At 41.8% G+C, this 21,485-nt stretch carries 17 protein-coding genes and 1 pseudogene; 12 read left to right on the top strand and 6 right to left on the bottom strand.

Annotated elements, in window-relative coordinates; genetic code table 11:
- Positions 1–88: 88 nt before the first annotated feature.
- The 3 genes from HUX68_RS10000 to HUX68_RS09990 form a co-directional block, all read right to left on the bottom strand.
- On the bottom strand, positions 89–1,483 hold the full coding sequence (locus HUX68_RS10000) for a YfcC family protein (RefSeq protein ID WP_174614690.1): 1,395 nt from the start codon (positions 1,481–1,483) through the stop codon (positions 89–91).
- A 92-nt stretch (positions 1,484–1,575) separates the two neighbouring features.
- Positions 1,576–2,814 (bottom strand): Zn-dependent hydrolase, encoded by a 1,239-nt coding sequence (locus HUX68_RS09995; RefSeq protein WP_174614689.1) that lies wholly within the window; start codon positions 2,812–2,814, stop codon positions 1,576–1,578.
- A gap of 30 nt (positions 2,815–2,844) precedes the next feature.
- Positions 2,845–4,155: a helix-turn-helix domain-containing protein gene (locus HUX68_RS09990; protein WP_174614688.1), complete on the bottom strand. Its 1,311-nt coding sequence runs from the start codon at positions 4,153–4,155 to the stop codon at positions 2,845–2,847.
- 218 nt (positions 4,156–4,373) lie between these two features.
- Between HUX68_RS09990 and HUX68_RS09985 the strand changes: the two genes are divergently transcribed.
- Positions 4,374–5,666 (top strand): acetamidase/formamidase family protein, encoded by a 1,293-nt coding sequence (locus HUX68_RS09985; protein WP_174614687.1) that lies wholly within the window; start codon positions 4,374–4,376, stop codon positions 5,664–5,666.
- A 180-nt stretch (positions 5,667–5,846) separates the two neighbouring features.
- On the opposite strand, the gene HUX68_RS09980 is transcribed toward HUX68_RS09985, so the two are convergent.
- Positions 5,847–6,023: a hypothetical protein gene (locus HUX68_RS09980; protein WP_174614686.1), complete on the bottom strand. Its 177-nt coding sequence runs from the start codon at positions 6,021–6,023 to the stop codon at positions 5,847–5,849.
- A 275-nt stretch (positions 6,024–6,298) separates the two neighbouring features.
- On the opposite strand from HUX68_RS09980, the gene HUX68_RS19430 reads away from it, so the two are divergent.
- Entirely contained in the window at positions 6,299–6,430 is a 132-nt protein-coding gene (locus tag HUX68_RS19430; RefSeq protein WP_281355722.1) for a hypothetical protein, read from the top strand.
- Between the two features lie 215 nt (positions 6,431–6,645).
- On the opposite strand, the gene HUX68_RS09975 is transcribed toward HUX68_RS19430, so the two are convergent.
- A complete protein-coding gene (locus tag HUX68_RS09975; protein WP_174614685.1) occupies positions 6,646–7,350 on the bottom strand; it encodes a FadR/GntR family transcriptional regulator in 705 nt (234 codons plus the stop codon).
- A 378-nt stretch (positions 7,351–7,728) separates the two neighbouring features.
- Between HUX68_RS09975 and HUX68_RS09970 the strand changes: the two genes are divergently transcribed.
- The 8 genes and pseudogenes from HUX68_RS09970 (at position 7,729) to HUX68_RS09935 (ending at position 17,868) form a co-directional block, all read left to right on the top strand.
- Complete coding sequence (locus HUX68_RS09970; protein ID WP_174614684.1) at positions 7,729–8,019, top strand: YhdT family protein; 291 nt, start codon at positions 7,729–7,731, stop codon at positions 8,017–8,019.
- The gene (gene panF / locus HUX68_RS09965; protein ID WP_174614683.1) at positions 8,016–9,485 is read left to right on the top strand and encodes a sodium/pantothenate symporter; all 1,470 of its coding nucleotides are present in this window, start codon (positions 8,016–8,018) and stop codon (positions 9,483–9,485) included. The genes HUX68_RS09970 and panF overlap by 4 nt, the downstream gene beginning before the upstream one ends.
- Before the next feature lie 17 nt (positions 9,486–9,502).
- Positions 9,503–10,741, top strand: coding sequence for a M20 family metallopeptidase (locus HUX68_RS09960; RefSeq protein WP_174614682.1), 1,239 nt, complete (start codon positions 9,503–9,505; stop codon positions 10,739–10,741).
- Positions 10,731–11,786, top strand: a complete 1,056-nt coding sequence (locus tag HUX68_RS09955; RefSeq protein ID WP_174614681.1) for a tartrate dehydrogenase — start codon at positions 10,731–10,733, stop codon at positions 11,784–11,786. The genes HUX68_RS09960 and HUX68_RS09955 overlap by 11 nt, the downstream gene beginning before the upstream one ends.
- Before the next feature lie 18 nt (positions 11,787–11,804).
- On the top strand, positions 11,805–12,554 hold the full coding sequence (locus HUX68_RS09950; RefSeq protein ID WP_174614680.1) for an SDR family NAD(P)-dependent oxidoreductase: 750 nt from the start codon (positions 11,805–11,807) through the stop codon (positions 12,552–12,554).
- A gap of 84 nt (positions 12,555–12,638) precedes the next feature.
- Positions 12,639–14,081, top strand: coding sequence for an aldehyde dehydrogenase family protein (locus tag HUX68_RS09945; protein ID WP_174614679.1), 1,443 nt, complete (start codon positions 12,639–12,641; stop codon positions 14,079–14,081).
- A gap of 328 nt (positions 14,082–14,409) precedes the next feature.
- Positions 14,410–16,010 (top strand): annotated as a pseudogene (locus HUX68_RS09940) (APC family permease).
- Positions 16,011–16,404: 394 nt separating this feature from the next.
- Positions 16,405–17,868 (top strand): xylulokinase, encoded by a 1,464-nt coding sequence (locus tag HUX68_RS09935; RefSeq protein WP_174614678.1) that lies wholly within the window; start codon positions 16,405–16,407, stop codon positions 17,866–17,868.
- 69 nt (positions 17,869–17,937) lie between these two features.
- Here HUX68_RS09935 and HUX68_RS09930 read toward each other — a convergent pair whose 3' ends face one another.
- On the bottom strand, positions 17,938–18,723 hold the full coding sequence (locus HUX68_RS09930; RefSeq protein ID WP_174614677.1) for a DeoR/GlpR family DNA-binding transcription regulator: 786 nt from the start codon (positions 18,721–18,723) through the stop codon (positions 17,938–17,940).
- Between the two features lie 248 nt (positions 18,724–18,971).
- Between HUX68_RS09930 and HUX68_RS09925 the strand changes: the two genes are divergently transcribed.
- Positions 18,972–20,081, top strand: coding sequence for an MDR/zinc-dependent alcohol dehydrogenase-like family protein (locus HUX68_RS09925; RefSeq protein ID WP_174614676.1), 1,110 nt, complete (start codon positions 18,972–18,974; stop codon positions 20,079–20,081).
- Between the two features lie 31 nt (positions 20,082–20,112).
- Positions 20,113–21,402 carry an MFS transporter gene (locus HUX68_RS09920; RefSeq protein WP_174614675.1) on the top strand — a complete coding sequence of 430 codons (1,290 nt, stop codon included), beginning with the start codon at positions 20,113–20,115 and terminating at the stop codon, positions 21,400–21,402.
- The last annotated feature ends 83 nt before the right edge of the window (positions 21,403–21,485 follow it).

Raw genomic sequence — 21,485 nt, 5'->3', positions numbered from 1 at the left:
GGCCAGCCTTGTTTTTAATGCCGAATTTTCTCCACAGATCACAGATTCGATTGTACTCAGTTGATATCATGCAATTGTTGTTGTCAACTTACGCTCCCCAACTAATCACTACCGCAGTCACCAGTGCAATACAACCTATTAGAATAGCAATCAAAATAAATGGAATGATATACCGTAACCATTTTCCATATGGGACTCTGCATAATCCCAACATCGCCATGAGGCCGCCTGATGTCGGTGCAATGGTGTTGATTAAGCCATCGCCTACCTGGAATGCTAAAATACTGGTTTCACGGGTAAGACCGATCATGCTGCCTACTGGAATCATAATGGGTAAGGTAGCCAATGCTTGTCCACTGCCGCTTGGTATAAATATACTGATTATTGACTGGGAAACAGCCATGAATATGACACCAAGCGACGTTGGAAATGCATCCAGTCCAGATGTGAAATAAAAAGCGATCGTGTCACCGATATTTGCATTTGTCAATACGACTTGAATCGATTGTGCAACACCAATGATAACAGCTGCAAAGGCACTTGGCGCTAATGCTTTTGTGCACGTCTCTGCAATTTGATTCCCATTCATGCCTGAAATCAGGCCAGCTGCAATAGCTACCATTAGAAATATAGCTGATATTTCATTGATAAACCATCCTTTAGCAAAAACCCCTGTCAACATTACTGCCAGTCCTGCTATAAAAACCAGGAGAACAGCAATGTCTTTCTTGTTCATTTTATATTCTTCCAACGGCTTCGTCAGCTGCATTTCTGAAGTGTCTATATCACTTAAACTTTTTTCCCTATCCTTTAGTATCTTTTTAAAATACCAAATATTATAAGCAGCAAGTACCGATAGTACAATGAATACCAAAATGCTTCTAAAAATCCAACCGGAAAATAGCGGCATTTCAGCTATTTTGTGTCCTACCCCAATCGTATATGGGTTGAATGGTGACAAGCCAAATCCAATAACTACGCCACCAATCGCAATTCCTGCCCCGAGCATCTTATCTCCGCCGATTGCACTGCTTAACAACACGGCTATGGGGATGAGGGCAATATTATTTTCAAACCCGACGAAAATTCCTAAAAGTCCATAAACAAAGGTCATGATAACGACAATCATAAATCGTCTTTTTACCCCTAGCCGTTTCACCAACGTTCCGATTGTATTTTCCATCACGCCGGTTTTCTCCAATATTCCAAACATCATTGCTGCTGCAAACACAATAAATACAATGTTGGATGCTTCTTGGAATCCTATAGGAATGGCTGTGAACAAATCCATAAGACCTGCAGGATTTTGCTCTGTATAATCAAAGGTCCCGGGGATTGTTTGTGTCTCACCACCTATTTTTTCTCTTTCATAAGAGCCTGCTGGAACAATATAGGTTAATATCACTGCAATTACGACAATGTAAAACAGCAATGCCAATGGATGTGGAATCCGATCCATTAATTTTTTCTTTTCTTCTGACATTTAACATCACACACCTTCACTGTTATAGTTATGAAGCTTTTCATGCACTTGGTGCTCTGTTTTGGACCGGCAAATTCCGGCATGGATCGCAGCTATTCAGAGGCAAGTTCATTTAATGAATGGAATAATACCTCCGTTCCATTTGCCAGATCCATTTTATCTGTCCATTCATTGGGATTGTGACTAATTCCATCTTTACTGCGAACAAAAATCATTCCCATATCGGTAAGTTCAGACATTATCATTGCATCATGACCGGCACCACTGGGTAAGTGGAAAGTTGGGAGCCCCGCTTTCATACAGGATTCCTCCAATTGTTTCACTACGTCGGGTGAAGCTACAGAAGGGGAGACCCTATGCAATACGTTCACTTCACCCCCTAGACCACGTTTCTCAGTCACTTGTTCAACCAGTTCTCTTACTTCTTTTTCTAAGCGAATTAGTGTTTCTTCAGAAATATCGCGGATATCTACCGTGAATTCGATAGAGTCAGGAATGATGTTTATTCCACCAGGGTGAGACTCGATCTTGCCTGTTGTTGCAACAGCTTGTTTTTCCTTGCTGGCAATCTCTTCAATCTTACTGATAATAATGGATGCTCCGACCATAGGATCCTTTCTCATACCCATTGGTGTTGCGCCGGCATGACCAGATTCGCCCGTGATTCGTACGTTGAACCAAACTGGGCCGGCAATCCCTGTTACTATTCCGACAGATAAATCGTTGTCTTCCAGGACTTTTCCTTGTTCAATATGCAATTCCAAATAATTTTTCAGATTTTCCGGGGATCGTTTAACGGTATCAAGCTTTTCCGGGTCGTAACCAAATTGCCTCATTGCTTCTGCTGCGGATACTTGATTGCTATCTTTCATTTGATATAAGTCTTCTTTCGTTAATGTACCGGCGATTGCCTTGCTTCCTAACATTCCATTGCTGAATCGTGCACCTTCCTCATCCGTAAATGCGATCACTTCAATCGGATAATACGGGGTAATTGCTTTTTCATTCATCGTATGGATTGCTTCAATGGCGGATAAGATGCCGGCAGCGCCATCAAATTTCCCCCCGTTTATAACGGTATCAATATGGGAGCCAACCAAAACAACAGGTGCATCAACATTTTTTCCTTCATATCTGCCAATTAAGTTACCGATTTCATCCGTGTAAACACGCATATCTGCCTCTTCCATCCATTGTGAAACCATTTCCTTTGCCGCTTTTTCTTCTTCTGTAAATGAAAGGCGGGTTAGTCCACCTTCTGTATTCCGGCCGATTTTCCCAAGTGAATGAATATGATCCCATAAACGTTCTTTATTTATATTGATTTCCATCATTTAGCCTCCTGACTTTTATAAACAGCGTTATCTTAAAAAAGATAAATCATAGACTGATTTTGGCCTTCCCCTTGAAGAATAATGTTCATTTCCGACCATTTTTGCCAGTCCTTTTTCCTCCAATTGCTTCAATATTCTTCTGGCATTTCGTGGTGTTTGAGATAACTCATCTCCCAATTCCTCCGCTGTATATGCAGTCTTGTCCAACTTTTGGATAACCTTTAAAATGCGCATTAAAACTACCTGAGAGATGCCGCTTATCTCGGCTAATTCACTTAAATCTTTACTTTCGGAACGGAACCAGTCTTCTGACGAATCTTGCTGCAACACATTTATAATTCTTTCTTCATCTGTGATGATAAAGCAACTTTCTATTTCTTCCGCTTGTTTACAGTATTTTAATGCAATATTTGCACGACGCTGGGCTGTCTGTGCGGTTGTGCCAACACCAAATCCAAGCGCAATTTCACTGTTTAAAACTTTTCTCAGATCCTTTGTAAACGCATAAAATAATGCTTGATCCGCTTTTTTAAGCATCCCCATTGTTGTATAAAAAACGAACTTAAAGTTGCCCAATGAAAATAATGCGGCATGCAGATTATTGGCATACGAGAGTAAAACATGATGGATTTCGAGTTGTTTTTGTGAAATCATGTAATCCTGGTCAAAATCCGCATGAGGAGTTACTGTAATAACCCCCGCAACAATCTGTGATTGGCGAAATCTTTCCGACTGACAAAGAAGAATGGATTGTTGCACTGCTTGTTTTACAGCCGCCTCAGGTGCAATAGCCAGTACGCATGGAATATGATCCTTCAACTTTAAGTAGGTTGATTTAAGGCATGTTACAGCACAACAGCTGCCTTGTTCCTGAATCATGTTATGATGAAATTCGACCAATTTACTGGATTGAAAGGATGAGTTGTAAAGTTGGTATTGCTCACCATCCATGTCCAGATCGCTATAGATTTGTTGAATAGCTGAATCGGGGATCGTATCAAAACTTATATTACTAACAACTCCTCCCATCATCTTAAATACTTTGAGCATTCCATAATATAGTGCTGATCCATCATACGAAATGAATGCAGCGGGTCTCTTAATTGTATGGTTGTGCTGTTTCGTTACCATTTCATAGGGAGTGGGCCCGCCATATAAGATAACGTCATTTTCCTTTTCAGCCTGCAAGGTATATGCAAGCGCTTCACTTTCTAATTCATAAAAATAATAGTTCATCGTTAATTCCGGAAAATCCACCGCAATTTTATCCAAAATCGGTTTCATTTCTTCAATCCCTATAAATGCCAGTTTCAAGATTATCTCAACCTTTTCGGACATTTAAGGAAATGTCCTTTAATTTATGAAATGATTTTATTATATTTTCTGCATATTGTCAATTACGTGTGAATGATTTCTTTTAAGGGTAATCGCTTATTTGATTACTGAATCGTTTGTTCAGCGTTTATCGTTGCGCTATTCATATTATAAGCAATCTATTAATAAAGCGCTTTCTTTCTATGCTAGAATGAATATAATAATAGAAAGGAGTGGCTAAATTGGCTGCCAAGAAAACGGTCTATGTCAATGAATTTACAGATGGTGTCCTCAATCCTGATAAAGAAATGGAATACATTGTTCAAGATGGTGGGTATATTGTAGCGAATACAACACCTGGTTGTTGGGGTCCTATGATTACGCCACAGTTGAAGGGTGGACATGAAGTAACCAGGCCTGTCTATGTCGAAGGTGCGGAAGTAGGCGATGCGATAGCCATCCATATCAAATCTATTGAAGTTACTTCGCTTGCAACCGCTTCAGGGAATGATAAACCTGTAAATGGAAAGTTTAATGGTGATCCATTTGTTGCAGGAAAGTGTCCAAACTGTGGAACGGTTAATCCCGAAACAGTTATTGATGGAATTGGTCAACAAGCAGTTCGTTGTAAAAATTGTCATGAAGATGTTACGCCATTTGTTTTTACAAATGCCTATACGATGACTTTTAATAAGGATAATTCAATTGGAATGACGTTGAACAAACAGGGAGCAGAAGAAGTTGCGCATAATGCCCAGCAGTATATGTGCACTCCGGAACAGTCCATTCAAAATCCAGTAGTAACGTTCGCACCTCATGATATCGTTGGCGCTATCGCAAGGTTTAGGCCGTTTTTAGGTCAGCTTGGTACTACACCGGCGAGGGCGTTGCCGGACTCACATAATGCCGGTGACTTTGGACAAGCTTTGATTAATGCCCCTCACGATTATAGTATTACGGAAGAACAACTTGAAGATCGTACCGATGGCCACATGGATATTAATCGCGTTCGTCAGGGTGCCATCCTAATTTGTTCGGTAAAAGTACCTGGCGGAGGTGTTTACCTGGGTGATATGCATGCGATGCAAGGAGATGGCGAAATCGCCGGTCATACGACCGACGTTGCGGGAATCGTCAATCTTCAGACCAATGTTATAAAAGGACTAACAATTGACGGACCCATTTTGCTTCCGGTTGAAGAAGATTTGCCGCACTTGGCAAAACCATTTAGCGAGGAAGAAAAAAAGCAAGCGCGTGAATTAAGTACTAAATGGGGAGTGGAACTGGAAGAATCATACCCGGTTTCCTTCGTGGGAAGTGGTGCAACATTAAATGATGCCACTACAAATGGAATGGAACGAGCGGCCAAATTATTGAATGTTACTGTTCCTGAAGTGATGAACCGAGCCACGATTAATGGGGCTATCGAAATTGGTAGGAACCCAGGAGTTGTGACGGTAACATTTCTCGTTCCAAAACAGCAGTTAAAGAATGAAGGGCTACTTGATTTGGTTCAGGGGAGATATCCTCTGTAGTTTAGGGAAGAGGCTTTATAAAAAATTGATATGATGGAATATGCAAAGCTGCCGTTTTATTCGATGGCTTTGTTGGGTTTGAAGCATGTGATATGTACCTGTGCTTCTCATCCTTGGCAAAAAAATCCTTGCGTCAGTTGCTAGCAAGGATTTTCATGAATAATATCTTTTTAATGGGGTTTAGAAGTGTATTTCAGTTCTCTTCTTTTGATCGTCCAATAATGCTTCCTTTAAAAGCCGGTTATTCTCATCAAACCTTTTCGCTTTCTTTCGCGTAAACGATTTGCTTGTTTTATCTGATCCAGAGGCAACGTGAACAACTTTACCATTATTATATCTGCCATTCATCCGAGTCATATCACTTAATACCTCCTAATAATTGGATTGCAAAATCTCTATAACGCTGATTCTGTTTCCGTTATATCACGTATAATGTCGTCTTGGTAGTAATGAACAGTATTCGCCAAGTTTAACAACGAGGGGGTGGAGGGATAGAATATTCTTCACATTACGGGCTCATCTAGGGGAAGGAACCTGCATTATATCCTTTGTCTAAGAATTTTATTACAGCTATTGTATACTGCCTTCATTTATGTAAAACATAATGGTAAAACAAATAAGGTGGTTATAGTATGGCACAGCAAAATAAACTTTCCCGTCAGTCACAGTATAAGATTGCCCAACAAATGAAACATGCACAGAATGATATGCAGGTGAAGCAAGCGTACAGAGCGGCTTTCAAGTCGGAACAGAGGAATGACTAAAGTGCAATGCTTGAATCTTAATAAAATGCCCTTCACATAGGTGGATGGGAAGCAAGAGTGCCGTCCCCATGCTTCTACGGCTGCTTCCATTTGGAAATATGGGGCAAAAGCTCTGTCCCACGTTTCCCCGGGGTGAGTGTTTGAGAAAAGGACAGTACCTGGTCACCTTAAACCATTCAGCATGTTCCAAGTGATAAGCACCAACCAATAACTCTCTACTCCCCAATCAACCATTCCCGGTTAAAGCGAATCATTTCTTCTATTTCTGATTCCTCTAATGGTGTATCTTTCTCACTAAGTGTATCCAAATACATTTTATGTGCTTTTAATGTTTTATCGATACTGCCGGATTGTTTGGATTGGATCATTTTCGGCTTATACAGTTCATAAATGGTTTTCCCGATTTCAATGATTAAAGCATTTTCTGTTGCTTCCAGTACAGCATAGTGAAACTCTAAATCGATTTCAGCCAATCGTTCAGGGGGTAAATCGGGGTGTAATGTTTTGACCTGATAGTTGTATACTTTTTCTATTCGGTTAATTTTTTCCCTGGACCAATTGGACTTGATGACATGGATCATCATAACTTCGAAGTGCTGCCTGAACTCAATTAATTTATCCAGGTTTTGGCTGTGCATGATTAAGCTGAATACAAGCGGATTTAAAGAGAAGTGGGACGGGTTGTTGGTGATAAACATGCCTGATCCCCTTTTAATTGTAATGACACCAATAGATTCAAGAACTTTAATAGCTTCTCTTAAGGGGGTTCTGCTTACGCCGAATTGTTCGGTTAGTTCTGCTTCAGTCGGCAGCTTATCTCCTGGTTTTAATGTGCCGTCCAGCAGATTGGATTTTATTTGATTCACTATTTCTGTTGATCGGTTTGTTGTGGTGTTTAATGGATTGAAAATGCGTTCCATATGAGTTCCTCCAAAATAGTAATTCATTTTTCCAACGTATCCTAATTATAAATAAATTTCATATAAAATGGAATTGTTAAAAAACTTGTTTACAGATAACAATGAATATTGTATCATACTATACATAATACATCATACGTACTATAAATCAAAAAATAATTATGTGGACATTTACATCGTTCACTACAAACGATGCTGTAAGCGTTTTCCTGCGTTGATGCGGAAGGAGATTTGGATACGTTAGAGAATTAGTTCATTATAGAAAAGAATTGGCTAGTGGGGAGGTGAGAATTTCAAATACGAGAGGAGGATTCAGGATAAACGAGACGGGTGATGACATAGCAAGTATAATACTCCATTCATAAAGGGGAGATAAAAATGGCGAAAAAGGAAAAGGATTCTCGTTTTGCTATTGCAAATCGTGAGGCATTATTGGGGTGCGCTTTGGCGGCTTTTAATATTATCTGGTGGTATGGTTTTGCCTATGGATTGGGTTCCAAACCGCCGGAGCAGTATAATTATGTACTCGGCTTTCCGGCCTGGTTTTTTTACAGTTGCATCGTTGGTTTTATGGTAATGGTTGTACTCGTTATTCTGGTGGTTAAATTTGTCCTGAAAGAAGTGTCTTTTGAAGATGAAGAGGACGATAAAGGAGTGAATTCTGCATGAACTGGGGAGTAATCATTCCGTTATTAATATTCCTGGTGATTATTTTTCTTGTCGGGATTTGGTCGAACAGGAAAATGGCGAAAGGTGACACATTTTTAAGTGATTATTTTCTTGGGAGCAGGGAATTAGGCGGTCTCGTGTTAGCCATGACCATGGTTGCAACATATGGGAGTGCATCCAGTTTTCTGGGTGGACCGGGCGCAGCTTATTCGATTGGACTTGGTTGGGTATTGCTTGCGATGACCCAGGTTGCAACAGGTTACTTTGTCTTATTAATTTTAGGTAAAAAATTCGCAATAGTTGCACGACGTTATAATGCCGTTACATTGATTGATTTTTTGAAGGAACGGTATCAAAGTGTAACCGTCGTTTTATTAGCTGCCATCAGTATCATCGTGTTCCTGTTTTCTGCCATGGCGGCCCAGTGGGTCGGGGGAGCATATCTCATTCAGTCCTTAACAGGTATATCGTATACATCTGCTTTATTTGTTTTCACCATATCGGTTTTAATCTACGTCATTATTGGCGGATTCCGGGCGGTTGCTGTCACGGATACCATTCAGGGGATTGTGATGTTCATCGGAACGTTGGTGCTTCTGATTGCCGTCATTATTGCAGGTGGCGGCGTTTCGAATATATTTGCGGATTTGATAGCGGAAAACCCGAATTTGGTTACCCCATTTGGGCAAAATCAACAACTTTCATCTTTTTATATCTCGTCCTTCTGGATTCTGGTCGGGGTTGGGGTTATCGGACTGCCGCAAGTATCGGTCAGGGCGATGTCGTATAAAAATTCGAAGTCGATGCACAGGGCCTTAATTATCGGAACAATCGTTGTCGGTTTTATTATGCTTAATATGCATCTAATTGGTATTTTTGCACGACCGATTCTGCCCGGGATTGAGGTGGCGGATAAGGTTATTCCATTCATTGCACTGGATGTATTGCCGGCCTGGGCTGCAGGGATTGTTTTGGCAGCACCACTGGCAGCCATGATGTCAACGGTGGATTCATTACTTTTGCTTGTCAGTTCGTCTGTAGTAAAAGATGTTTATATTAACTATATTAAACCGAATGCGTCCAATCAACATGTGAAACGCGTCAGTATGGGAGTTACCGCTGTAATCGGAATTGTTGCCTTTCTTTTGGCCATTAATCCGCCGGAATTGCTCATTTTTCTGAACCTATTTGCATTTGGTGGACTAGAAGCATCCTTTATCTGGCCATTGGTTTTAGGTTTATATTGGAAATTTGCTAATAAATACGGGGCGATTGCGTCCATGTTTACCGGGATTGGTTCCTATGTTGCGATTCACTTCTACAATGAGGCCTATGGGAATTTGCTTGACGTTCATACTGTAACGGTGCCCGTTTTCTTATCCCTGATTGTATTTGTGTTATTCAGCTATTTGTTTAAACAGCAAGCATATGAGTTTCCGGAAGCAAACATTAAAAAACAAGCATAAGGAGTGGTGATATTTATATGCGTACTACCAAAATTGATCGTGTGAAACGGGATTATGAAAGGGTAGTAACACTGACCCAGCAGCTGGTGCGAATCCCCAGCGTTTACCGGCCGGATGAACCGGGCGGCAACGAGGAAAAAGCGGCTAACTTTGTGGCGGATCATTTGCGGAACATTGATGGAATCGAGGTGCATGTGGAGGAAGTTGCACCTGGAAGGCCGAACGTAATCGGAGTGGTTGATTCGGGAAAACCTGGAAAAACTCTTTTGTTTGAAGGACATACAGATGTTGTGACGGAAGGTGATCCGGCCAGTTGGAAACATGATCCTTTTGGCGCTGACATTATCGATGGAAAAATGTATGGCAGGGGGACAAATGATACAAAGGGAAACTTGTCCTGCATGATTACTGCTGTCCAATCTATTTTGGAGGACAGGGAATCGTTTACCGGGAAAATAATTCTGTGCATCCCAGTGGATGAAGAAAGTCTGATGCTTGGTATTAAACACTTTATCGAACGCGGCTGGGCGGATGATGTTGACGGGGCAATCATTTGTGAACCAGAAGAAAACCAAGTTTGTGTGGCGCAAAGAGGGGCCTTGCGGATCAAAATAACAGTTAAGGGAAAAATGGCTCATGGTGCGATTTCCTGGAGCGGGATTAATCCCAATTGGCGGATGGCAAAAATCATCACCGCTCTGGAAAAACTGGAAAAGAGTGAGCAGGAAATCCATGGTGAGCACCCTTATTTAAAGTGGCCGAGCATTACACCGACCATTTTACGGTCACCTGTAAGCGGGGATGCCCAAATCAATGTCATTCCGGAAAAGTGTATGACCACATTAGATATCCGTACAGTACCAAATCAGGATCATCAGGATCTGATCCGTAAAATCGAGGATATATTTGCCGAATTGAAAAGGGAAGATGCTGATTTTCAGGTTGAATATGACGTGATTGAAGACAGGCCGGCAACGGAAACAGCACAAGATGATCCTGTAGTAAAGGCTGTGTATGATGCTGCCGGAGAGGTCTTGGACAAACAGCCGGCGTACAATGGTGTTCCCGGTGCAACAGATGGCACGTTTTTGCATGTGCACGGGGTTCCGATTGTTACAACAGGTGCAGGAGATAGGGACATTCCGCATCAGATTAATGAATATGTCGAGATTGAGGAACTGGGCACCACTACGCAGCTTTACCGCAGTGCCGCACTGAAATTTTTGAATCAGGACGGTAATGGAAATGAATCATAACATAGCGGTTATTCCCGGCGACGGGATAGGCAAGGAAGTTATGGATGAGGCGATTAAGGTGCTGGAGGCAATCAACCATTATGAGAGCCTTCATATTCACTATGATGTTTTTGATTGGAACTCGGAGTATTATTTGCAGCATAACCGGATGATGCCGCGCGATGGGCTGGACAGACTGAAAGGGTATGATGCGATTTTGTTTGGTGCGATTGGTGATAAACGGGTGCCGGATCATATTTCTGTTTGGGAATTAATTATGCCAATCCGGAAAAATTTTCAGCAGTACGTTAACCTGCGTCCTATTAAACTGTTAAAGGGAATCAATAGTTTAGTACGTACTGGTGAGGACATCGATTTTACGATTGTTCGTGAAAACCTTGAAGGGGAATATTCCGATGCCGGCGGGTCCATGTTTCATCATGAACAGCGGGAACTTGCCATTCAAAATACGGTTATGACTAGGCAGGGAGTAAACCAGATTGCTGAATTTGCGTTCCGGTATGCACGTGAACACGGGTATAACAAAGTAACGAATGCGACCAAATCAAATGCGATTACCCACGTCATGACTTTCTGGGATAAAGTAGTAGAAGAAGTAGCGGAAAACCATTATGATATTCGCTATGAAAAAAATTACATTGATGCGTTGGCAGCATATTTCGTACAGCGCCCGCACGATTTTCAGGTTGTTGTCGCCTCCAATTTATTTGGCGATATTTTATCAGACTTGGGCTCTGCGATTGTGGGCGGATTGGGAATTACACCGTCAGCCAACATTAATCCGGAAAAAAACTTCCCATCGATGTTTGAACCTGTCCATGGCTCATCACCGGATATAGCAGGAAAGGGAATTGCCAATCCAATTGCACAGATATGGTCGCTGGCACTGATGCTGGAGCATTTGGGAAGGAAAGACCTACACGATAAGGTGCTCACAGCCATTCAATCATTACTGGATGACGCTGAAAATCTTACACCTGATCTGGGTGGAGAAGCAACAACCAATCAGGCGGGGGACGCGATAATCAGAAAACTTTATAACTGATGGGGGTGCGAAAGAAAGATGACGTTGGAAAATAAAACCTTTGTTGTTGCAGGAGCAGCCGGGGGCATGGGAAAAGCGATTGTTAGCGAACTATTGGGAGCACAGGCAAATGTAGCCGGCTGTGATCTGCATGTGGAGAATTTAGCTGATTTTAAGGAAAATAACAGATTTAAGGTGATCCAAGGCGATTTATTGGATGAAAAGAAAGTGCGCGATGTCTTTTCGGAAATCGCGGCTGACTTTGGTGAAATTGATGGAATCGTCAATGCGGCCGGCATTGCCCAACGTGCTACCCCTATTGAAGAAGTAACCTTGGAAAAATGGAAAAGTATTATGGATATCAATATGACCATGACCTTTTTGACGTGCCGGGAAGCAACACCGTACCTGAAAAGAAACGGCAAAGGAACCATTGTAAATATCGGTTCTGTTTCGACCACCAGGCCAAGGCCGGGGTTACAATCGTATGTTGCATCAAAAGGGGCGGTTGAATCATTTTCGAAAGCACTGGCACTGGAATTGGCTGAAGACAAAATCAGGGTAAATGTCTTGCACCCGGGTCCGTGTGACACATCCATGCTGGAACAATTTGCCGGAGAGGGTGCAGATGTGGATGAAGTGAAGGAACAGGTATTTAAACAAAGTGTCCCGATGGGAGAGCTCATAACCCCGATGGATATTGCAAAGTCAGCCAAATTCCTGCTTTCGGATGACTCTGAAATGGTTACAGGCAGTGTATTCCATGTTGATGGAGGCAGGAGTGTTTAATTTTGACTAGCCCAGTCTAAAAGAGGGTACCGAAAATCGTCTATCGGGATAAAACACGACAGTAATTTCGCGGAGGAATATCAAATGAAAACAATTGAAATGTATGTAAACGGTGAGTGGTGCAATAGTTCCAATGAAGAATGGATTCCGGTAACAGAACCTTCAACCGGAAGTGAACTGGCAAGGATACCACGTGGTCAATCAAAGGATGTCGATATTGCTGTGAACGCTGCAAAAGATGCCTTTGAAAGCGATGCGTGGCGCAGCGTCAAACCATTCGAAAGAGGTCGGATGCTAACGGAAATTGCTGCGAAGATAAACGAAAACAGGGATGAGCTGGCAGAGTTAGAGTCAACCGATGTGGGCAAGCCGTTATCACAAGGGTATGCAGACATTGATGCGGCCATCCGTTACTTCGAGTTTTACGCGGGGGCCGCAGATAAGGTAATGGGTGACACCATTCCAATAGAAGATGGCCTGCTTGACTATGTTGTACGGGAACCTGTCGGTGTAACGGCACACATTGTCCCATGGAATTATCCCATTCAAATATTATCAAGAAGTGTTGCAGCGGCGATTGCAATGGGAAACACTGTTGTTGTAAAGAGCGCGGAAGACACACCATTGACAGCGGCCAAAATAGCGGAATATTTTGATCAGATTAATATTCCAAAAGGGGTTTTTAACCATGTTACAGGGTATGGTAAGGAAGCAGGTGCCAGTCTTGCCGCACATCCGCTAATTGACCATCTGACTTTTACCGGTTCGGTTGAGACAGGAACAGCTGTAGCAAATCGTGCAACATCGAATGTTACCCCGGTTACATTGGAATTAGGGGGAAAGTCGCCCAATATCGTTTTTGCCGATTGTGACATTGAAAAGGCGCTGACCGGAGTTACGAAAGCAATCATTCAAAATTCCGGTCAGACTTGTTCTGCCGGGTCCAGGTTATTAATTGAGGAATCATTTAAAGATGAATTTTTGGATAAGCTTGTCGCCCGGTTTAAAGAATTATCAATCGGTCCAGCCCTGGAAGATAAGGATATTGGACCGATCTTAAATGAAAAACAGTACAATCGCGTCATGAATTTTTTAGAAATTGCTGAGGAGGAAGGTAACATTTTGGCAGGCGGGGGCCCAGTTGCACCGAAAAACGGTGAAAATGGCTGTTATATTGAACCGACTATTATTGATAATGTTGCTCCAGACAGCAGACTGGCACAAGAAGAAATTTTTGGCCCGGTACTGGCGGTATTTACTTTTAAAAGCGCAGAAGACGCTATCGATCTCGCAAACAGTACCGATTATGGGCTGGTTACAGGGATATGGACGCAGAATATAAACAAGGCTCACCTATTGTCCAGCCGGATTAGATCCGGTCAGGTTTTTGTTAATAATTACGGGGCCGGCGGCGGCATCCAAATGCCGTTTGGCGGATACAAAAAAAGCGGATTCGGCAGGGAAAAGGGATGGATTGCGTTGTATAATTATACGCAGGTGAAAAATGTTGCTGTTAGGTATGATTAGGGATTTGTGGTTATTAAAATTGTTACTTGATGTTAATCAGCTCTCGGGTTTGAGGGCTGATTTTTAGTTTTAGCTATCTTTGAAATGCTGTAATTGCAACGTTTCGAGGGAATGTGGTAGTTCCGGCCCGTTCATGCCCTGAATGCCCTCTTTAAATTATTTTTGGACATAATGTAAAAGAAAACGTTTTCCTATATTTACGGTTTGACAATTGTTAACGATATCCTACTTTTATAAAATTATCTAAATAAGGAGCTCTCTTATCATTACATAAAGTGAATGGGAAATTATTAACACCATTAAACTGTAACTCACGTAAACGAAAGGGATGGATGTTTTGGAACAACAGGGGAAATTCAAAAGAAGTCTTTCATTAATGGATCTCATTTTTCTTGGAGTCGGTTCAACGATTGGCTCCGGTTGGTTATATGGAGCAATGAAAGGGGTTCAGTATGCAGGGTCATTGGCGTGGATGTCTTGGATTATCGGGGCAATTATTTTCATTTTAATTGGTCTAGTCTATGCAGAATTAGCTGCTGCTCTTCCCAGGAGTGGAGGATTTCTCCGCTATCCTGATTTTACGCATGGTTCCGTAACAGGGTTTATGGTAAGTTTCTTTGCCTTTCTCGGTTATACCAGTATGATCGGAGTAGAAGCTGTAGCAGTCCGTCAATACGCAACATATTACTGGGGAGCACTAACAACCGACGCCGGAGACCCTACATTCCTCGGTTTTATTGTTCAGTCGGCAATTGTTGTTTGTTTTTTCTTGTGAATTATTGGAGTGTTAAGTTTTTCGGTAAGACAAATACAATAATTACGATATTTAAATTCATCGTTCCTATCCTGATTGTTATCGTCATGTTTGCGAACATGGATTTCACTAATTTCAATGTTGGCGGGGCTGAGCCAGGTGGCATTCACGGGGTATTCCAAGCTGTAGTTGGAGCAGGAGTTGCGTTTGCCTTTCTGGGTTTTAGGCAAGCAGTAGATTTTGCCGGGGAGGCACGAAATCCGCAAAGGAATCTACCAATAGCAATTCTCCTTTCGATAACTCTATGTTTAGGTTTATATGTTTTATTACAAATTGCATTTATCGGTGCAGTGCCTGCAGAGATGTTAAATCAGGGCTGGGCAACCATCAATTGGGAGTCTCCATGGGCTCAACTTGCTCAAACATTAGGGATTATTTGGCTGGCGAATCTAGTTTTGTTCGATGCAGTTGTATCACCAGCGGCATGTGGTAATGCCTACTTTTCTGGAACAGCACGAATGATGTTTGCATGGGCTAAAAACGGCTATTTTTATTCCATTTTTGCCAAAGTGGACAAGCGGACAGGCTTGCCCCGTGGCGCATTATGGCTCTCCATGATTATGGGTATTGCATGGACACTTCCTGAACAGTTCCAGACATGGGGAGGACTAATCGGTGCAGTTTCCTCTGCTCTTATCTTAACTTATTTAACTGGTCCTGTTTCGGCTGGTGCTCTAAGAAAGCGAAGTCCTAATTTAAAACGGCCCTTTTATCTTAAAGGCATGGGGTTAATTGCACCTTTATCATTTGCTTCAGCTTCTCTTGTCGCCTATTGGAGCGGATTTGATACGTTGATTTTATTGATTGGGCTTACTATCGGATCCTTGGTTCTGTTTTTCGCATTTGCAGACAACGATGAAAAAATCCAAAAAAATCTTAAAGAAGATTTCCGTTCATCGTTATGGCTTTTGGTTTATTTTGTTTTTCTGTTGGTGATCTCTTATGTTGGCTCCTTTGGTCCTGCCAATTCAGAGGGCGAAAAAACACATCAGCTTATCACTGGTCCGTGGGATAGCATTATTCTAGCAATTGGCTCCATTATTATTTATTATTTTGGGGTTAAAACCAGTTTGAAGACACCACGGATTACTAAGGATGAGGAAGAGCAGGAGTAAGAAACCTCATAAGTGAAGGTTAAGCATAATTTTTTTCATTCCAGAGCTCAATAAGGGAAATGATGGAATAACGGTGTCAGATTCTCGTATATAGTTGAAAATATACCCTTATTCTTAGCCGTTAGCCCCATGCAAGGCTAGCGGCTTTTTTTTCGTATACTTTTGATAGATCTATGGGATTTGGTAGTAAGAAACGGACGATGATCCATGTCTGATTAAACCGATAAAATAGTGTGATAGAATAAAGAGGACAATAGACTATACCACAAAATGAAGGGTTATAAAAAAATATTTGAATTTACTTGGAGAAAATACTGAAGTAAGGGGTGGTTCTCTTGCTTCTTTTATAGAAGTAGAGCCATACCTTTGCTTCGATGAGAAAGAAGGTAAAGATATGACAGGATATGCAGCTGTTTTTGATATTGGCACGACTGCTATTAAAGGAGCTCTGGTCAAAAAAGACGCATCATTTTACAGCGAACAAACTGTGCAGCATGAGACACACTATGAATCTGACGGAATAGTGGAGCAGAATCCAAATGACTGGTGGGATGGTGTTAAATATATTGCACAGTATTGGTGGATGGAAGTGGGAATAGAACCTGACCAAGTTGTCATGATCTCTTTTACCGGGCAAATGGAAGATGTTATTCCGGTTTCGCGGGAAAATACAGCAAACCGCGCAATACTGTATTCCGACACGAGAGCTGGGGAGGAAGCGGAATGGCTGCTTGAACAATTTCCTGAAATTGTTCAGTTGACAGGGAATCCGATTAGTGCGGCGACACCTCTGGCAAAACTGGTTCAAATGAAGAAAAGTAAGCGGTACAAATATGATGATACAACGTGTTTTTTGTTTAGTTCAAAGGATTATATTGTTTACCGGCTGACAGGGATTTTAGCAACTGATCCAACGACCGGAGCAACTACAGGTATGATGAATGTCGGGGCAAGGAAATGGGAGACGGATGTTTTTTCATTAACAGGTATCGATGTTGGAAAATTGCCAAATCTCCTTGATGCTGCAAATATTGCCGGATATGTCCATGAACAGGCAGCATTGGAAACCGGCTTTTCCTCAGATACGCCTGTTTTATGTGGATGTGGGGATGCAGTTGCTTCCGCTATCGGGGCAGGTGCTGTAACATCCGGCGAAAGCTACTGCTATATCGGAACCACCGGATGGATTGCAGGGATACAAGATGGTTTGAAGCCGGAATCCGCGGCCGATGGACACTTCAAATTAGCGCATTTACTCCATGAGGCGATCATTTCTGTTGCGCCCCTTCTTAATGCGGGGAATGTTTATCAATGGGGTGCCAATACGTTTGCAGAAGGGGAAGAAGATGATAAGTTCAATGCGTTTGAGGCATTGATCAGTCAGGCTGAACCAGGAAGTAATGGGGTGTTATTTTTGCCTTATTTGCAGGGAGAGCGAAATCCTGTTAATGATCCACAAGCGAAGGGATCCTTTTGGGGAATAAGCCTCGAAACCAAAAAATGTGATTTGGCCCGGGCAATTATTGAGGGGATCTGTTTTTCGTTAAGGCAGGTGATGGAAGTATTAAATCTGGAGTCGGATGACGTATTGACTGCCGTTGGAGGAGGTACAAAAAGCGCTTCCTGGTGTCAGATACTAGCTGATATTTTGGAAAGGCCAGTCCGCATATCGTCGGAAAATGAGTATATGTCAGCAATAGGGGCGGTATCACCCGCGTTTCTTCAGCTTGGGTGGGCAAGTGATTACAGGGATTTTGCAGAGAGGTTTATTGAAATACCTGGTTCGAGAATCTTTGAGCCGAATCAGGATACCTTTGCTATGTATAGAGAAATGTATGGACGGTATTTGAAGATGTAACCGGGGTTGGAGGTGATGGAAGCATAGGGGGCAGGCTTCTCGTCCCGGCTTGGCGGGACAAACCTGTTCCTATGTCCCACTCAAGGCCGGGGTTATTAATTCAATGTTTTTTTGTTTCAATCGGGTCGAGATATCCGAATCGACAGGGTTATCTGTGATTAGTGCGCTTATGTCCTCGGGTGTGGCGAATACAGCGCTGGATGATTTTCCAATTTTTGAACTATCAACAATTGCTATGGTTTTGCTTGCTTTTTTAACCAGCTCTTTTTTTAATGACACTTCATAAAGATTAAAATCGGTTAATCCGCTTTCTACTGAGAAGCCATTACCGGATGTAAACAGGATGTCTACATTTACATGATCCAATATACTTAAGCCAAGTGTTCCTTCAATAGATGTGGAACGGTTTGTCACGACACCGCCGAGCAGAATTACAGTAAGGTCCGGGTTTTCTTTTAGTTCGAGTGCTGTGAGTACCCCGCTGGTAACAACCGTTAATCGGATTGGCTGGTTTTTTATATAACGGGCCAATTCCAATGCTGTAGAGCTGGCATCCAATAAAATACACTGCTTTTCTTCAATAAACGAAAATGCTTTTTTTGCTATTTGTATTTTTTCCTGCTTATTTTTCTTTTCCCTGGCAGAAAAACTGGTCTCGTTTTCTGATTCATCGTTAAGAATAGCCCCGCCATGCGTTCTGATCAGCAGGCCTTCTTCTTCCATTTTATTTAAATCTGTTCTGAGAGTTGCTTCTGATACCCCGATATGCAACGCTAATTCTTTCACTGTAAATCGTTTCTTCTCATATAGGATATTCATAATTTTGTTTCGTCTTTCACTCACAAACATTTTCATAAACGTTCATCCTTATTTTTTTATGTTACCTTCATGGTATTTCATTTGTTATAATTTATCAATATTTTAATGTAATTTTTCATTTATTATCATTTATGTGATTAAAATCATCATTTCAAAAGTATTTAAAAATATTATTGACAAAATAATAAGAAATGATAAAATACAAGAAAGTGAATGAAACCGATTACAAATTTCGTTTTGTAATTACTTGTTCATTTTAAATACGTTAAAAAGGAGAAATTTTCATGGCTGAAACACTTGATAAGCAGCATGATGATCTGAAAGCAGTTCCGGAAACGATGAAGGCGGTAGTAGCATATGGTCCGAAAGATTACAGATATGAAGAAGTGAAGACACCTAAGCTGGAGAATGATAAAGAGATACTCGTTAAAGTTGAAGCATGTGGAATTTGTGCCGGAGATATTAAGGCTTATGACGGGGCACCGAGTTTTTGGGGAGATGAACAGCAGCCCGCCTACATAAAGGCGCCGATGATTCCCGGACATGAATTTATCGCACGTATTGTACAAAAAGGAGACGCTGTAACAGATTTTGAAATTGGCGATCGGGTAATATCTGAGCAGATTGTTCCGTGCTGGGATTGCCGATTCTGTAATAGGGGTCAATATTGGATGTGTGAAAAACACGATTTGTACGGCTTTCAAAACAATGTAAACGGCGGCATGGCTGAATATATGAAGTTTACAAAGGAAGCGATTAATTATAAAGTTCCCGAAGATATGCCAATTGAAAAGGCTATCCTGATCGAACCTTATGCCTGCAGTTTACACGCGGTGCAACGTGCCCAAGTGCAAATCGGTGATGTGGTTGTTTTATCTGGTGCAGGGACGCTTGGCCTTGGAATGCTTGGAGCAATTAAAAAATCCGGTGCCTCTAAAGTAGTTGTCCTTGATTTGAAAGAAGACCGGCTTGCACTGGCAAAGCAATTCGGAGCAGACCTTGTCCTAAATCCACGCAAAGTGGACGTTGTTCAGGAAATTAAAGACATGACGGAAGGATACGGCTGCGACACGTATATTGAAGCTACTGGCCATCCGAAATCTGTGGAGCAAGGACTTCATGCGATCAGAAAGTTGGGTCGTTTCGTTGAGTTTAGTGTATTTGGGGAACCAGTCACAGTGGATTGGAGCATTATTAGTGATCGGAAAGAATTGGATTTATTAGGTTCTCATTTGGGCCCATATTGCTATCCGCTTGTCATTGAAGGTATTTCCAATGGTGATTTGCCAACAGAAAATATTGTTACGCACACACTGGATTTGCAGGACTTTGAAGAAGGCTTTGATCTAATGAAGAAAGGCGAAGATTCAATAAAAATTGTTTTAAAACCATAATTCGTTCCATAAACAAGGGGGAAAGGATAGGATGAAGGATTTAACGCAGAAGAATTCGTCATTTTTAGATAGAATTGGTATTCCTTCCCATTTGGCATGGGGATACTTTGGTGTCTTGATTTTTATGATGGGGGATGGGTTAGAGCTTGCGTGGATAAGCCCATACCTGGTCGATCAGGGATTGACAGTTCAGCAGGCGGCTTTTTTAACAACGTGCTATGGCGTAACCATCGCTCTTTCGGCCTGGTTATCCGGTATGTTGGTTGAAGCAATTGGACCGAGGAAAACAATGTTGTCAGGGTTGATTTTATACCTTATCGGTCATTCACTTTTTGTGGGGTTGGCTATTCCGACGCTAAATTACGGGTTAATGATTCCGACGTACGCCATCAGAGGTTTCGGCTATCCGTTGTTTGCTTATGCTTTTCTAGTGTGGATTACGTATCGTACACCACAGCATCAACTTGGTAAAGCTGTTGGATGGTTCTGGTTTGTTTTTACTGGAGGTTTAAGTGTTTTAGGTGCTTATTATTCAAGTTTCTCGATTAATTTCTTCGGACATATTCCGACGCTTTGGACAGCGGTTTTGTGGGTATTGATTGGAGCATTCTTTGCATTGGTAGTGAATCGGGATAAGTTCGAATTAACCGAAGAAAAATCAGATAATTCACCCAAGTTTAAAGAGTTGATAAATGGAGTTACAATCGTGAAAAGAGAGCCAAAGGTTGGTATTGCCGGGATTGTACGTGTTATCAACCAGGCAGCACAATATGCTTTTCCGTTATTCCTTCCCATTTATCTGGCTGATCAAGGGATAAGTACGACAGTGTGGCTTAATATTTGGGGGACCATATTTATTGCCAATATTGCCTTTAATCTAATCTTCGGATATATCGGGGATTCTTTAGGCTGGAGGAATACCGTGAAGTGGTTTGGAGCATTTGGCTGTGGTGTTTTTACCCTGCTTCTGTTCTATTTGCCGCAAATATTTACCGGAAATGTGTTCGTGGTCGGCGCTATCGGGTTTCTATGGGGAGCCTGTTTAGCAGGGTTTGTACCGCTGTCAGCCCTCACGCCTTCAATGGTTGGTGATGGTGATAAAGGGGCAGCCATGTCGATATTGAACCTGGGAGCCGGTCTTTGTGTGTTCGTTGGTCCTGCTTTGGTAACATTGTTCTATGATTTGGTTGATACACAAGGAATGATGTGGATCCTTGGTGGTCTTTACTTTATCGCTGCAATTATGTCGGGCTTCTTGAAATTGCCGGAAGAAAGCAAAAAAGAAAAATCAGCTGAAGATGGAGCGCATTCTGTGGTATAACCAGTAGCTCTCTTAATTGAGGGCTATTTCTCTGTGTTGTGAAGAAAGGGAAAATAAATGTATAGTAATGAATAAACCAGCCT

Source organism: Virgibacillus ihumii, from assembly GCF_902726655.1.
Taxonomy (GTDB): domain Bacteria; phylum Bacillota; class Bacilli; order Bacillales; family Amphibacillaceae; genus Lentibacillus; species Lentibacillus ihumii.
The sequence above is the reverse complement of the archived record's forward strand: the minus strand, read 5'-3'. Positions and strand labels throughout refer to the sequence as shown.

What these genes read in the sequence shown, in the direction of transcription:
- HUX68_RS09960 (WP_174614682.1), top strand. Translation starts at nt 9,503, where the DNA reads ATGCGTACTACCAAAATTGATCGTGTGAAACGGGATTATGAAAGGGTA.
- HUX68_RS09950 (WP_174614680.1), top strand. Translation starts at nt 11,805, where the DNA reads ATGACGTTGGAAAATAAAACCTTTGTTGTTGCAGGAGCAGCCGGGGGC.
- HUX68_RS09995 (WP_174614689.1), bottom strand. Translation starts at nt 2,814, where the DNA reads ATGGAAATCAATATAAATAAAGAACGTTTATGGGATCATATTCATTCA.
- HUX68_RS09935 (WP_174614678.1), top strand. Translation starts at nt 16,405, where the DNA reads ATGACAGGATATGCAGCTGTTTTTGATATTGGCACGACTGCTATTAAA.
- HUX68_RS09955 (WP_174614681.1), top strand. Translation starts at nt 10,731, where the DNA reads ATGAATCATAACATAGCGGTTATTCCCGGCGACGGGATAGGCAAGGAA.
- HUX68_RS09980 (WP_174614686.1), bottom strand. Translation starts at nt 6,023, where the DNA reads ATGACTCGGATGAATGGCAGATATAATAATGGTAAAGTTGTTCACGTT.
- HUX68_RS09920 (WP_174614675.1), top strand. Translation starts at nt 20,113, where the DNA reads ATGAAGGATTTAACGCAGAAGAATTCGTCATTTTTAGATAGAATTGGT.
- HUX68_RS09975 (WP_174614685.1), bottom strand. Translation starts at nt 7,350, where the DNA reads ATGGAACGCATTTTCAATCCATTAAACACCACAACAAACCGATCAACA.
- HUX68_RS19430 (WP_281355722.1), top strand. Translation starts at nt 6,299, where the DNA reads ATGGCACAGCAAAATAAACTTTCCCGTCAGTCACAGTATAAGATTGCC.
- HUX68_RS09970 (WP_174614684.1), top strand. Translation starts at nt 7,729, where the DNA reads ATGGCGAAAAAGGAAAAGGATTCTCGTTTTGCTATTGCAAATCGTGAG.
- HUX68_RS09930 (WP_174614677.1), bottom strand. Translation starts at nt 18,723, where the DNA reads ATGAAAATGTTTGTGAGTGAAAGACGAAACAAAATTATGAATATCCTA.
- HUX68_RS09945 (WP_174614679.1), top strand. Translation starts at nt 12,639, where the DNA reads ATGAAAACAATTGAAATGTATGTAAACGGTGAGTGGTGCAATAGTTCC.
- HUX68_RS09925 (WP_174614676.1), top strand. Translation starts at nt 18,972, where the DNA reads ATGGCTGAAACACTTGATAAGCAGCATGATGATCTGAAAGCAGTTCCG.
- panF (WP_174614683.1), top strand. Translation starts at nt 8,016, where the DNA reads ATGAACTGGGGAGTAATCATTCCGTTATTAATATTCCTGGTGATTATT.
- HUX68_RS10000 (WP_174614690.1), bottom strand. Translation starts at nt 1,483, where the DNA reads ATGTCAGAAGAAAAGAAAAAATTAATGGATCGGATTCCACATCCATTG.
- HUX68_RS09990 (WP_174614688.1), bottom strand. Translation starts at nt 4,155, where the DNA reads ATGTCCGAAAAGGTTGAGATAATCTTGAAACTGGCATTTATAGGGATT.